General features: G+C 67.4%; 11 protein-coding genes and 1 pseudogene. 7 read left to right on the plus strand and 5 right to left on the minus strand.

The annotated features are described in order from the left end of the window. From EGJ34_RS17190 to EGJ34_RS17210, 5 genes and pseudogenes are all read left to right on the plus strand, one after another. Positions 1-647, plus strand: a pseudogene (locus tag EGJ34_RS17190) (glucose-6-phosphate dehydrogenase); the annotation flags it as partial. Beyond that, complete coding sequence (glk, locus tag EGJ34_RS17195; protein WP_125361701.1) at positions 644-1651, plus strand: glucokinase; 1008 nt, start codon at positions 644-646, stop codon at positions 1649-1651. The pseudogene EGJ34_RS17190 and the gene glk, both read left to right, overlap by 4 nt. Then, the gene (gene pgl / locus EGJ34_RS17200; protein ID WP_125361702.1) at positions 1648-2370 is read left to right on the plus strand and encodes a 6-phosphogluconolactonase; all 723 of its coding nucleotides are present in this window, start codon (positions 1648-1650) and stop codon (positions 2368-2370) included. The genes glk and pgl overlap by 4 nt, the downstream gene beginning before the upstream one ends. Positions 2371-2420: 50 nt before the next feature. Then, the gene (edd, locus tag EGJ34_RS17205; RefSeq protein WP_125361703.1) at positions 2421-4337 is read left to right on the plus strand and encodes a phosphogluconate dehydratase; all 1917 of its coding nucleotides are present in this window, start codon (positions 2421-2423) and stop codon (positions 4335-4337) included. A gap of 53 nt (positions 4338-4390) precedes the next feature. Beyond that, positions 4391-5050, plus strand: a complete 660-nt coding sequence (locus EGJ34_RS17210) for a bifunctional 4-hydroxy-2-oxoglutarate aldolase/2-dehydro-3-deoxy-phosphogluconate aldolase (RefSeq protein WP_125361704.1) — start codon at positions 4391-4393, stop codon at positions 5048-5050. A gap of 7 nt (positions 5051-5057) precedes the next feature. On the opposite strand, the gene EGJ34_RS17215 is transcribed toward EGJ34_RS17210, so the two are convergent. The 3 genes from EGJ34_RS17215 to ispG form a co-directional block, all read right to left on the minus strand. Next, positions 5058-5705: a response regulator gene (locus EGJ34_RS17215; RefSeq protein WP_125361705.1), complete on the minus strand. Its 648-nt coding sequence runs from the start codon at positions 5703-5705 to the stop codon at positions 5058-5060. A gap of 196 nt (positions 5706-5901) precedes the next feature. Further along, positions 5902-6645, minus strand: a complete 744-nt coding sequence (locus EGJ34_RS17220) for a phosphatase PAP2 family protein (RefSeq protein WP_125361706.1) — start codon at positions 6643-6645, stop codon at positions 5902-5904. Further along, positions 6626-7891, minus strand: coding sequence for a flavodoxin-dependent (E)-4-hydroxy-3-methylbut-2-enyl-diphosphate synthase (ispG, locus tag EGJ34_RS17225; RefSeq protein ID WP_125361707.1), 1266 nt, complete (start codon positions 7889-7891; stop codon positions 6626-6628). Before ispG ends, EGJ34_RS17220 begins: the two co-directional genes overlap by 20 nt. 124 nt (positions 7892-8015) lie before the next feature. Here ispG and EGJ34_RS17230 point away from each other — a divergent pair, with 124 nt between their 5' ends. Together EGJ34_RS17230 and EGJ34_RS17235 are read left to right on the plus strand one after the other, a co-directional pair. After that, the gene (locus EGJ34_RS17230; protein ID WP_125361708.1) at positions 8016-9245 is read left to right on the plus strand and encodes an ATP-binding protein; all 1230 of its coding nucleotides are present in this window, start codon (positions 8016-8018) and stop codon (positions 9243-9245) included. Next, positions 9242-9817 carry a response regulator transcription factor gene (locus EGJ34_RS17235; RefSeq protein ID WP_125361709.1) on the plus strand — a complete coding sequence of 192 codons (576 nt, stop codon included), beginning with the start codon at positions 9242-9244 and terminating at the stop codon, positions 9815-9817. The genes EGJ34_RS17230 and EGJ34_RS17235 overlap by 4 nt, the downstream gene beginning before the upstream one ends. 108 nt (positions 9818-9925) lie before the next feature. On the opposite strand, the gene pgi is transcribed toward EGJ34_RS17235, so the two are convergent. Both pgi and panD read right to left on the minus strand, forming a co-directional pair. Next, a complete protein-coding gene (gene pgi / locus EGJ34_RS17240; protein ID WP_125361710.1) occupies positions 9926-11437 on the minus strand; it encodes a glucose-6-phosphate isomerase in 1512 nt (503 codons plus the stop codon). Next, positions 11434-11814 (minus strand): aspartate 1-decarboxylase, encoded by a 381-nt coding sequence (gene panD, locus EGJ34_RS17245; protein WP_125361711.1) that lies wholly within the window; start codon positions 11812-11814, stop codon positions 11434-11436. The genes pgi and panD overlap by 4 nt, the downstream gene beginning before the upstream one ends. Between the last annotated feature and the right edge of the window lie 498 nt (positions 11815-12312).

Below are 12312 nucleotides of genomic sequence, written 5' to 3' on the forward strand. Positions count from 1 at the left end.
ACGCCAAGCACGCCGCGCGTGACAGCGTGCGCGGCCGCTACACCGCCGGCAGCATCAACGGCCAGGCGGCGCAGGCCTATCAGCCGCCGGAAGGCAGCGACGTGGAAACCTTCGCCGGCGTCACCGCCCACATCGACAACTGGCGCTGGTCGGGCGTGCCGTTCCATCTGGTGACCGGCAAGCGCCTGCCCGAACGCACCACCCGCGTGGTGGTCACGCTCAAGCCGGTCACGCACTGGCTGTTCGAGCGTCCGCATCGCGGCAACGCCACGCCCAACCGCATCACCTTCCAGCTGCAGCCGCAGGAAAACATCGAGCTGGGCCTGATGAGCAGCCTGGCCGGCCCGGAATGGGGCGCGCTGGAACTGCATCCGCTGGAGCTGGAACTCTCCGTGCCGACCGGCCTGCATCGCCGCATCGCCTATGAGCGCCTGTTCCTGGATGCGTTCAACGGCAACCACGCGCTGTTCGTGCGCGACGACGAAGTGCGCGCGGCATGGGCGTGGATCGACAGCGTGAGCGAAGCCTGGAAGGCTGCACCGCTGCCGCTGCAGCCCTACCCTGCTGGCCAGTGGGGTCCGACCGAAGCGGCGGGCTTCCTGCCGGCTGACGTGGATGCAGACGCCGGCCGCAAGGATCCGGCATGACGGTCGCCAGCCTTCCGGCGCTGGTCGCCGACATCGGCGGCACCAACGCCCGTTTCGCCCTCGCCGACACCCAGCAGGCGGCACCGCTGCTGGCTGACACGGTGCGCGAGTTCGCCGTCGCCGACTTCCCGTCACTGGGCGATGCCGCACGGCATTACCTGGAACAGATCGGGGCCGATGCCGACCGCGGTGTGTTCGCGGTCGCCGGTCGCGTCGACGGCGATGAAGCCCGCATCACCAATCACCCGTGGGTGATCTCGCGTGCGCGCACCGCGCACATGCTCGGTTTCGGCCAGCTGCATCTGATCAACGACTTCGCCGCCCAGGCGATGGCGATCTCGCTGCTGCAACCCAGCGACGTGGTGCAGGTCGGCGGTGCAGCGTGGGTGCCGGGCAAGCCCGGCCAGCCGCGCAACTATGCGGTGATCGGCCCGGGTACCGGGCTCGGCGTGGGCGGGCTGATCCTGCGCCACGGCCGCTGCTATCCGCTGGAAACCGAAGGCGGCCACGTCAGCTTCCCGCCGGGCACCCCGGAAGAAATCCGCATTCTGGAGATCCTCTCCGAGCAGTTCGGCCGGGTCTCCAACGAGCGCCTGATCTGCGGCCCGGGCCTGGTCAACATCCATCGCGCGGTGTGCGAGATGGCCGGTTTCGATCCGGGCCTTCTGCAGCCGGCCGATGTCACCGCGCGAGCCCTGCAGGGCGACCCGCAGGCGATGCGCTCGGTGGACGTGTTCTGCGCGGTGTTCGGTGCCATCGCCGGCGACCTGGTGCTGATCCAGGGTGCGTGGGATGGCGTGTTCCTGACCGGCGGCCTGGTGCCGAAGATGCTCGATTCGCTGCAGCATTCCGGCTTCCGCCAGCGCTTCGAGCACAAGGGGCGCTTCTCTTCGATCATGTCGCGGGTACCGTCGCTGGCGGTGATGCACCGCCATGCCGGCCTGCTTGGCGCGGCCGCCTATGCCGCCGACATGGAACGCGACCTGCCGGGAGGCACTGCATGAACCGACTCGACACCTCCGAACGCTTCGAACTGATCCGCCACAACGAGGCGGATGCGTGGATCGAGGCGGTTGCGGCCGAGATGGCCGACAGCCTGAACCTCGACATCCGCGAGACCGGTCGTGCGCGCCTGCTGCTGTCCGGCGGCACCACGCCGGCTCCGGTGTACCAGGCGCTGGCGGAACTGGATGTGCACTGGGATCGCGTGGAAGTAAGCCTGGTCGACGAGCGCTGGCTGTCACCGAATGACCGCGACAGCAATGCCTGGCTGGTGCGCGAAAGCTTCCTCAAGCGCGCCGAAAGCGCGCATTTCGATCCGTTGGTGCGGGTCGGCAAACCGATCACCGAGTGCGTCTACACCGCCAATCTGCAGGCCCAGCATTCGCAGTCACCGACGCTGGCGGTGCTGGGCATGGGCAACGACGGCCATACCGCCTCGCTGTTCCCGGGCTCCAAGGATCTGGGGCGTGCATTGGAAAGCACCCTGCCCTACGCTGCGCTGGACGCAACCGGATGCCCGGGAGCCAACCAGTGGCCGCTGCGCATCACCCTGACTCCGCACGGGCTGCGCAAGTGCCGCCAGCGCCTGCTGCTGCTGCGCGGCAAGCAGAAGCTGGAAGTGCTCAAGCAGGCGCTGGAAAGCAGCAACGCCCAGCTCTATCCCATTCTCAACGCAATCGACATGGACGGCCCGAAGCTGCGCATCCACTGGTGCGACTGACCCGTGACCGCCCCTCTTTTCCTGCGTTCCCCACTCATAGCCGGTAGCCAATGAGCCTGCACCCCAAACTTGAAGCCATCACCGCGCGGATCATCGCGCGCAGCGCCGCCTCGCGCGCGGCTTACCTGGCCGGCGTGGATGCCGCGCTGCGTGACGGTCCGTTCCGCTCGCGCCTGAGCTGCGGCAACCTGGCGCACGGATTCGCGGCCTGTGGCCCGACCGACAAGTCGCGCCTGCGCGGCGGCGTGACGCCCAACCTGGGCATCATCACCGCCTACAACGACATGCTGTCGGCGCACCAGCCGTTCGAGCACTACCCCGAGATCCTGCGCGAGACCGCGCGCTCGCTGGGGGCAACAGCGCAGGTGGCCGGTGGCGTGCCGGCAATGTGCGACGGCGTGACCCAGGGCCGGGCCGGCATGGAGCTGTCGCTGTTCTCGCGCGACGTAATCGCGCAGTCGACGGCGATCGGGCTGAGCCACGACATGTTCGACACCACCGTGTACCTGGGCGTGTGCGACAAAATCGTGCCGGGCCTGCTGATCGGTGCCCTGGCATTCGGCCATCTGCCGGCGGTGTTCCTGCCGGCGGGTCCGATGACACCGGGCATTCCGAACAAGCAGAAGGCGGAGGTGCGCGAGCGCTATGCCGCAGGACAGGCCACGCGCGAGGAGCTGCTGGAGGTGGAAGCGGCGTCGTACCACGGCGCAGGCACCTGCACGTTCTACGGCACCGCCAACTCCAACCAGACCCTGCTCGAGGCGATGGGCGTGCAGTTGCCGGGCGCGTCGTTCGTCAATCCGGGCACGCCGCTGCGCGATGCACTGACCCGTCATGCGGCGCAGCGTGCGCTGGAGATCACCGCGCTGGGCGACGACTTCCGTCCGTTGGGCCGGTTGATCAACGAAAAGGCGATCATCAATGCGGTGATCACGCTGATGGCCACGGGCGGCTCGACCAACCATACGATCCACTGGATCGCGGTGGCTCGCGCGGCCGGCATCGTGCTGACCTGGGACGACATGGACGAGCTGTCGCAGCTTATTCCGCTGCTGGCAAGGGTCTATCCGAATGGCGAGGCCGACGTGAACCGCTTCGCGGCAGCAGGCGGCACCGCCTTCGTGTTCCGCGAACTGATCGATGCGGGGCTGATGCATGCGGACCTGGTCACGGTGGCCGAGGGCGGCATGCGCCAGTACACGCAGGACCCGGCACTGCGCGAAGGCGCGCTGACCTGGATCGAGGGCATCACTGAAAGTGCCGACCTTGAGGTGGTGCGCCCGGTGACGGAGCCATTCGAAGCACAGGGCGGCCTGCGCCTGCTGCGCGGCAACCTGGGCCGTTCGCTGATCAAGCTGTCGGCGGTGAAGCCGCAGTACCGCACGATCGAAGCGCCGGCCGTGGTGGTGGATGCACCGCAGGTGTTGAACAAGCTGCATGCGGCTGGCGTGCTGCCGCACGATTTCGTGGCGGTGGTGCGCTATCAGGGGCCGCGCGCGAACGGGATGCCGGAGCTGCATTCGCTGGCTCCGCTGCTGGGGCTGCTGCAGAACCAGGGCCGGCGCGTGGCGCTGGTAACCGATGGCCGTCTGTCGGGCGCATCGGGCAAGTTCCCGGCGGCGATTCATCTGACCCCGGAGGCATCGCGTGGCGGTGCCATTGCGCGGGTGCGCGAGGGCGACATGATCCGCCTGGACGGCGAGGCGGGCACGCTGGAGGTGCTGGTGGATGCGGCTGAATTCGCGGCGCGCGAAGCGGCACCGAACACGGCACCGGCGGGCCACGACATGGGCCGCAACCTGTTCGCGCTGAATCGCCGCATGGTGGGTCCGGCCGACCAGGGTGCGATTTCGATCTCGTGCGGCCCGGCCGCCGCAGACGGTGACATCTGGAACTACGACGCCGAGTACGAACTGGGCGGTGATGCGGCTGCGGCCGCGGCACCGCACGAGTCCAAGGACGCCTGACCCCGTGGTGCCGGGCTCCGCCCGGCTCCCGCACCTCAACGGAACACTTTTTCATGACCATCGCCGAACACCAGCAACGCGCTGAATCCCTGCTCCACGCCGCCGGCATCCTGCCGGTGGTCACCGTGCACACCCTCGACCAGGCCCGCGCGGTCAGCGCGGCACTGCTGGAAGGCGGCCTGCCGGCAATCGAACTGACCCTGCGCACGCCGGTGGCAATGGACGCACTGGCAATGCTCAAGCGCGAGCTGCCGGATGTGGTGGTGGGCGCGGGCACAGTGCTGACGGTGGAACAGATGCAGCAGGCCATCGATGCGGGCGCGGACTTCCTGGTGACCCCGGGCACGCCGGCGCACATGGCCGACGCGCTGGCGGCGGCACCGCTGCCGGTGGTGCCGGGTGCGGCCTCGCCCACCGAGATGCTGGCGCTCTACGCGCGCGGCTTCCGGGTATGCAAGCTGTTCCCGGCGTCGGCGGTGGGCGGACTGGCCATGATCAAGGGGCTGGCAGGTCCGATTCCGGACCTGAAGCTGTGCCCGACCGGGGGCATCACCGAGACAACCGCCGCCGAATACCTGGAGCAGAAGAACGTGGTCTGCATCGGTGGCTCCTGGATGGTGCCGAACAACTGGATCGAAAACGGCGACTGGGACAAGGTGAAAACCAGCGCCTCAGCGGCCGCACAGATCGTCAGCCGCGTCCGCACGCGTTAACCCGCGATCACAACGGCCGCGCCGGATCCACCAGCCCGTACAGGCTCGCCATGCGGGCCAGGGCAATGTTGTCCTGGATGCCCATCTTCTCGAACAGACGGGCCTTGTGGGTGTTCACGGTCTTGGCGCTCAGGCTCAGACGCTTGGCGATGTCTTCCTGGCGCAGGCCCTGGGTCAACAACAGGGCCACTTCCAGTTCGCGCGGTGACAGCGTATCGAACGGGGACTGGCTGCCTTCGACATTGGCCAGGGCGATGTTCTGGGCAATGCTGCTGCCGAGATAACGACGGCCCATGGCGGCATCACGCACGGCCCGCAGCAGTTCCTGGGCGTCGCAGGCCTTGCCGATGTAACCGGACGCGCCTGCTTCCAGCAGACGCTTGGGCATCGGGCCCTCTTCCAGCACCGACACTATGACCACGCGGGTACCATGGTCACCGCGGATCACGCGCTCGGTCACCTCCATGCCACTGACACCCGGCAGATGCAGGTCGCACAGCACGACGTCCGGACGCAGTTGACGGATGTCCGGCAGGGCATCTTCACCGGACTCGGCTTCGCCGACCACTTCGATGTCGGTTTCATTGGACAGGATCATCTTCATGCCGGTTCGCACCAGCGCGTGATCGTCCACCAGATACACTCGAATCGTCATCTACGCACCCTTGTTCATCTACTGCATTCGGGGCAAGCCTAGCCGCGCGGTATTGCGATAACAAGGAAACAGGCTCCCCGCCCGCTCGTCCTGCACCAGGGCCCCACCCCTGCTCCGGACGCTGAAAAACAAGGCATTTCGGCCGTTGCGCTTCCAGCAGACCGGTCACTTCAGCAACGTGAAATTCCCTCTTCGCTCATGCCGTTTCCGGCCCACCCTCTCCCCGGGTGGTACGACGGTGGTGCCGCCAGGGCACCCGGCGACGGAACATCACCAGAAAGCACCCTACCACCCAAACCAGTGCGGCACACCATCCACCGAGAATATCTGAGGGGTAATGCACGCCCAGATACACCCGCGAGAGGCTGACCAGTCCGGCGAAGGTGACCCCGGCCACCAGCACCGGCCAGCGCCAGCGGGTGTTCCAGGCCAGCAGAATGACCACGGCGGCGAGTGTGGCCGAGCCCATCGCATGCCCGCTGGGGAAGCTGTAGGTGCTTTCCGGGGCAATCGATTCCCACAGGGTGGGCCTATCACGCTGGAAGAACTGCTTGCTGCCCAGGTTGAGCAGGGCCGAGCCGATGAAACTGATGGCGGCAAAGGCGGCTTCACGCCAGCGGCGGAACCCGAGCAGGGCCAGCACGATCAGGATGTCGCCCGGGATGACGCCCCATTGGTAGCCGATCCTGGAGATGAACACGAAGAAGGCATCCAGCCCCGGGCTGGAGACCGCGTGCATTTTCCACAGCAGCGGCGCGTCGAAGTGGAATTCCTCGAATTCATGCACTTCATCGGCCAGCTCCACGAACGCAGCCAATGGCAGCAGCACCCCGACAAACAGCAGCACGAATCGCCACGCGTTGTGGGCCAGCCAATGGCGGACACCGGACGCCGCTTCCGGCGTGCCCAGCACAGGGGGCTTATCCTGCGCTTCGGACATATTTGCGCTCGACGTACTCGTCGATCAGGGTCACGAAGTCCTGCGCGATGTTTTCGCCGCGAAGCGTGACCGACTTCTCACCGTCGACAAATACCGGGGCCGAAGGCGCTTCACCGGTGCCCGGCAGGGAGATGCCGATGTTCGCATGCCGCGATTCGCCGGGCCCGTTCACCACGCAGCCCATGACCGCCAGGGTCATGTTCTCGGCTCCGGGGTGGTGCACTTTCCACAGCGGCATTTTCTCGCGGACATGGTTCTGCACCACCTTGGCCAGTTCCTGGAAGAACTCGGAGGTGGTGCGGCCGCAGCCGGGACAGGCCGTGACCAGCGGGGTGAAGGCGCGCTGGCCGGTGGTCTGCAGCAGTTCCTGCGCGACGATCACCTCCTGGGTGCGCGACTGCCCCGGTTCCGGGGTCAGCGAAATACGGATGGTGTCACCGATGCCTTCCTGCAGCAGCACCGCCAGCGCCGCCGACGAGGCGACGATGCCCTTGCTGCCAATGCCGGCCTCGGTCAGGCCCAGGTGCAGGGCGAAATCGGAACGCTGGGCCAGGTCGCGGTACACCGCGATCAGCTCCTGCACGCCACTGACCTTGGCCGAGAGCACGATGCGGTCGCGCGGCAGGCCGAGGTCGACGGCGGTGTGCGCCGAGTCCAGTGCCGAGCGGATCAGCGCTTCACGCAGCACGCGGCCAGCGTCCCAAGGCTTTTCGCGCTCGTTGTTCTCGTCCATCAGGCGCGCGGCCAGCGACTGGTCCAGCGAACCCCAGTTGGCTCCGATCCGCACCGGCTTGTTGTAGCGGATGGCGAACTCGATCAGCTGCGCGAACTGGGTGTCCTTCTTCTTGCCGAAGCCGACATTACCTGGATTGATGCGGTACTTGGCCAGGGCTTCGGCGCAGGCCGGTTCCTGGGTCAGCAGCTGGTGGCCGTTGTAATGGAAGTCACCGATCAGCGGCACGTCGATGCCCATCATCTGCAGCTTTTCCACGATGCGCGGAATGGCGGCAGCCGATTCGGGATTGTTGACCGTGAGCCGCACCATTTCCGAACCCGCACGCCACAACTCGGCGACCTGCTTCACGCTGGAAGCGACGTCGGCGGTGTCGGTGTTGGTCATCGACTGCACCACCACCGGGCGTCCCCCGCCCACGACGACCCCGCCGATGGACACGGCCTGGGTCTGGCGGCGCGCCCAGACGGTGGAATCAGAGGGTTCGGTCGGTTTGGAGACGGCGTCGTGCATGCCCCATTTTACGCTCTGCCACGGCGCAGTGGCGCACCCCCATTCATCCGTCGGCGGGCATCCGGGCGCGATGCGGCCGATTGTCGCAGGCGGTGCGGCGCGCCAGCGCATACGATGGACACCCATGACCGGTACCGACGCCCCCTTCCTACGCACCCTGTGCAGCCTGCGCTGGCTGGCCGTGGCCGGCCAGGCCGCCACCATCCTGGTCGCCACCTGGGTGCTGGGGCTGGAGCTGCCGCAGAAGCCGCTGTGGGCAGGCGTGGTCGCACTGGCCCTGTTCAACGTGTACGCCCAGCTGCGGGTCCGCGACGAGGACAACACCGCGCCGGTGACGGCGTTCTGCCACATCCTGGTGGACGTGACCGTGCTGACCTGGATGGTGAGCTGGAGCGGCGGCGTGGCCAATCCGTTCGGCTCGCTGTTCCTGATCCTGATCGCGCTGGCGGCACTGGCCCTGCCGGCGCGCTGGACCCTGGCGGTGGCCGCGACCTGCCTGATCGGCTACGCGGTCAGCGGCGTCTTCGGGCTGCCGTTGCCGGCCGGCTATTTCAGCGCGATGGACCTGCACCAGTGGGGCGTGGTGGCCAACTTCCTGCTCTCGGCCGCGGTGGTGCTGGCCTTCTCGACCCGGCTGGCAATCGCGCTGCGCCGGCGCGAACATGAACTTTCGCTGCTGCGCGAGCGCTTCGTGCGCAACGAAGGCATCGTCGCGCTGGCCACCCATGCCGCTTCGGTGGCGCATGAACTGAACACCCCTCTGGCGACCATGACCCTGCTGGCCGATGACATTGCCGAGCAGAGCGACAACGCCGAAGTCCGCGAAGATGTGGACACCCTGCGCGAGCTGCTGGTGCAGTGCCGTGAACGGGTGCTGGCGCTGGCCCGCCCTGCCGCCGGGCAGCATCCGGGCCGTGACACGGTGACCCTGCCGCAGGTGCTGGAGCAGTGGCGGCTGGTGCGCCCGACCATCACCCTGGTACGCAATGAAGATGCGCCGTTGCAGCTGCCGCTCGATCCGGGCATCGGTCACCTGCTGATGGTGCTGCTCAACAACGCCGCCGATGCCGGCGAGCAGGCACAGCGCCCGCAGGTCGACCTGAGCCTGCGTATCGAGGGCGACGACCTGATTGGCGAGGTCCGCGACTATGGGCGGGGCTTCGACGCCCGCCAGGCGGTGTTGCCCGGCACGCTGTTCAACAGCGGCAAAACCCAGGGCATGGGCGTGGGCCTGGCCCTTTCCCATGCCACCATCGAGCGCCTGGACGGCGAGCTGTGGATGCGACCGGCCAACGGGGCCGGCACCCGCGTCGGCTTCCGCCTGCCCCTGGCCGCCCAGGAGACCTCCGCATGACCACCCTCCCCCCCGCTGCCACCCACGGCCTGCTGGTCGACGACGATGACCTGTACCTGCGCACGCTGCAGCGCAGCCTGGCCCGCAAGGGCCTGGAAACGGTGACCGCCAGTGACATTGCCTCGGCGCTGCTGCTGGCCCGGCAGCAGCCGCCGGCATTCGCGCTGATCGACCTGAAACTCGGCTCGGAGTCCGGGCTGGCGTTGATCCAGCCGCTGCGCTCCCTGCGCGAGGACATGCGCATCCTGCTGGTGACCGGCTACGCCAGCATCGCCACTGCGGTGGAGGCGATCAAGCTGGGTGCGGACGACTATCTGCCCAAGCCGGCCACGGTGCCGATGATCCTGCGCGCACTGGGCGAGGAAGACGATGGCCCGGCCGATGACGGCGAGATGGAACCGCCGGACGCGATGACCCCGATCAGCCGCCTGCAGTGGGAACACATCCAGCAGGCCATGCACGAAACCGGTGGCAACGTGTCAGCGGCCGCGCGCCTGCTGGGCATGCACCGGCGCTCGCTGCAGCGCAAGCTGGCCAAGCGGCCCAGCCCGGAGAGAGATCCGTCACGGTGAGGCAGCGACGACCAACGGTCGTCGCCTACCGGTTTGCATGAGACAGGATAGGTACCGAGCGTTGGTCGTCGGTTCGCGGTAGGTACCGACCGTTGGTCGGTACACCCGTCAAACCAACCGGTTCAACAACTCCAGGGTCACCGGATCGGTGATGCCATGCGCCTCACCCTGCAGCGCCGGCAACAGCTGGCTTGCCAGCTGCTTGCCCAGCTCGACCCCGAACTGGTCGAAGGCGTTGATGTTCCACACCAGCGACTGCACATACACCGCGTGCTCGTACATCGCGATCAGCGCACCCAGCGACTGCGGGGTCAGCGCATCGAGCAGGATCAACGTGCTCGGACGCCCACCCGGATACTCCCGGTGCGGGTCATCACTGCCCTGCCCGTTGGCCAGCGCCTCGGTCTGCGCCAGCAGGTTGGCCATCAGCGCCTGGTGGTTGACCGTGTAGGGGTCATCGTTATGCACGCAGCCGATGAAGTCGGCCGGAATCACACTGGTGCCCTGGTGCAGCGCCTGGAAGAAGCTGTGCTGCACGTCGGTACCCGCGCCGCCCCACCACACCGACACGGTGTCGCTGTCGACCGGACGACCGTCCAGCTGCACGCGCTTGCCCAGGCTTTCCATCACCAGCTGCTGCAGGTAGGCCGGCAGCAGTGCCAGGCGCTGGTCGTAGGTCATCACCGCGTGGGTGGCGTGGCCGAGCAGGTTGCGGTTCCAGATGTCGGTGAGCGCATGCAGCACCGGCAGGTTCTGGTCCAGCGGTGCGTTCAGCGCGTGCGCGTCCATCTCGGCGGCACCGGCCAGCAGCTGCTCGAAGCGCTCGAATCCGATCGCCAACGCGATCGGGAAGCCGACCGCGGACCACAGCGAGTAGCGCCCGCCGACCCAGTCCCACATCGGCAGCACGCGGCCGGCGGCGATAGCGAAGGCCTTGGCGGCGCGCTCGGGATTGGCGCTGACCGCATACAGGCGCTCACTGCCGCCCAGCCAGTCGTGCAGGATCTGCCCGTTGAGCAGCGTTTCCTGGGTGCCGAAGGTCTTGGAAATAAGAATGCCGGCGGTGGTGGCCGGATCCAGCGTGGCCAAGGTGCGCTGCATGGCAGCCCCGTCGACGTTGGAAACGAAATGGACGCGGAAGCGTGCCCCGGTGACCGGACGAAGCGCGTCGGCGACCAGGCGCGGGCCCAGGTCGGAGCCGCCGATGCCGACACTGACGATGTCGGTGACGTTGCTGCTTTCCAGCGCGGCGATCAGCTCGCCCATCTGCGCGCGCACCTGCGCGGCGGTGGCGTAGGCCTCGCCGGCGACCGGCGCACCGCTGAGATCACCACGCAGCGCGGTGTGCAGGGCGGCACGGGCTTCGGTCACATTGACCGTTTCGCCCCGGAGCAGGCGCTGGAAGCCACCGGCGACGTCGCGCTCGGCGGCCAGCTGCAGCAGGGCGTCCAACGCGGCGCGGTCATACTTCTGCCGCGCGAAGTTGGCGTACAACGGACCGACCCGCAGCCCCAGCGACTGTGCGCGGCCGGGTTCGGCGGCGATCAGTGCGGGGATGCTTGCGCCGCGCAGGCGCTGGGCATGGGAGTGAAGCGGGTCGAATCCGTTGTGCTGTGTCATGCGGCCTGGGTCGGAATGCTGTCGTTGGTGTGGGAAATCTGGTTCTTGCCGTCCACATATACCAACTTCGGCTTGAAGCTGTCAGCTTCTTCTTCGCTCATGTTGGCGAAGGCGGCAATGATGATGATGTCGCCGACCTGCACGTGACGCGCAGCACCGCCGTTGAGCGAGATCACGCCGCTGCCGGCCTCGGCGCGCAGCGCATAGGTGGAGAAACGCGCACCGTTGGTGACGTCCCAGATGTGCACCTGTTCGAATTCACGGATGCCGGTGGCCTGCAGCAGGTTGTCATCGATGGCGATGGAACCTTCGTAGTTCAGCTCGGAATGCGTGACGGTGGCACGGTGGATCTTGGTCTTGAGCAGGGAGAGTTGCATGGGGCGACACAACGGCAAAAGGAAAGCCGAATTCTAGCACCCGGGGCGAATACGACAGGGGTGTGCCCGGTTCAGGTAGAGCCGGGCTTGCCCGGCTGCTGTGGGGTCCGGGCGACCCCCCCCTCGGCGGCTGGTCTACGTGCCTGGGGCCGGCGGGCGGGGGGTACGGGACACGCCGTTAACCCATCCATGGGGGCTCGTCGAAAACATCCATGTTTTCAACGGTCCCGTACCCCCCACCCGCCGGCCCCTCGATACGTGGTCGGTGGCCCAACGGAAATGCCGAATCAAGCGGTGTTGATCCGGGGTCATGCGTTACCGGATGTTGGGGCTTTCAGGGCCGTCGTCTGTCGACCGACGCTACCGCGCCCGCGCTTGGGGTTTGATTTCCCGTGGCCACCGACCGCCTGTCGGGGGCCGGTCGGGGTGGGTTTGCGGGACACTCGGCGCCATGGATGGCGTCCGAGTAGCCTCCATGGATGGATTCACGGCGTGTCC

Origin of the sequence: Stenotrophomonas sp. 278, assembly GCF_003935715.1 — a bacterium.
Taxonomy (GTDB): domain Bacteria; phylum Pseudomonadota; class Gammaproteobacteria; order Xanthomonadales; family Xanthomonadaceae; genus Stenotrophomonas; species Stenotrophomonas maltophilia_AH.

What these genes read in the sequence shown, in the direction of transcription:
- glk (WP_125361701.1), top strand. Translation starts at nt 644, where the DNA reads ATGACGGTCGCCAGCCTTCCGGCGCTGGTCGCCGACATCGGCGGCACC.
- pgl (WP_125361702.1), top strand. Translation starts at nt 1,648, where the DNA reads ATGAACCGACTCGACACCTCCGAACGCTTCGAACTGATCCGCCACAAC.
- edd (WP_125361703.1), top strand. Translation starts at nt 2,421, where the DNA reads ATGAGCCTGCACCCCAAACTTGAAGCCATCACCGCGCGGATCATCGCG.
- EGJ34_RS17210 (WP_125361704.1), top strand. Translation starts at nt 4,391, where the DNA reads ATGACCATCGCCGAACACCAGCAACGCGCTGAATCCCTGCTCCACGCC.
- EGJ34_RS17215 (WP_125361705.1), bottom strand. Translation starts at nt 5,705, where the DNA reads ATGACGATTCGAGTGTATCTGGTGGACGATCACGCGCTGGTGCGAACC.
- EGJ34_RS17220 (WP_125361706.1), bottom strand. Translation starts at nt 6,645, where the DNA reads ATGTCCGAAGCGCAGGATAAGCCCCCTGTGCTGGGCACGCCGGAAGCG.
- ispG (WP_125361707.1), bottom strand. Translation starts at nt 7,891, where the DNA reads ATGCACGACGCCGTCTCCAAACCGACCGAACCCTCTGATTCCACCGTC.
- EGJ34_RS17230 (WP_125361708.1), top strand. Translation starts at nt 8,016, where the DNA reads ATGACCGGTACCGACGCCCCCTTCCTACGCACCCTGTGCAGCCTGCGC.
- EGJ34_RS17235 (WP_125361709.1), top strand. Translation starts at nt 9,242, where the DNA reads ATGACCACCCTCCCCCCCGCTGCCACCCACGGCCTGCTGGTCGACGAC.
- pgi (WP_125361710.1), bottom strand. Translation starts at nt 11,437, where the DNA reads ATGACACAGCACAACGGATTCGACCCGCTTCACTCCCATGCCCAGCGC.
- panD (WP_125361711.1), bottom strand. Translation starts at nt 11,814, where the DNA reads ATGCAACTCTCCCTGCTCAAGACCAAGATCCACCGTGCCACCGTCACG.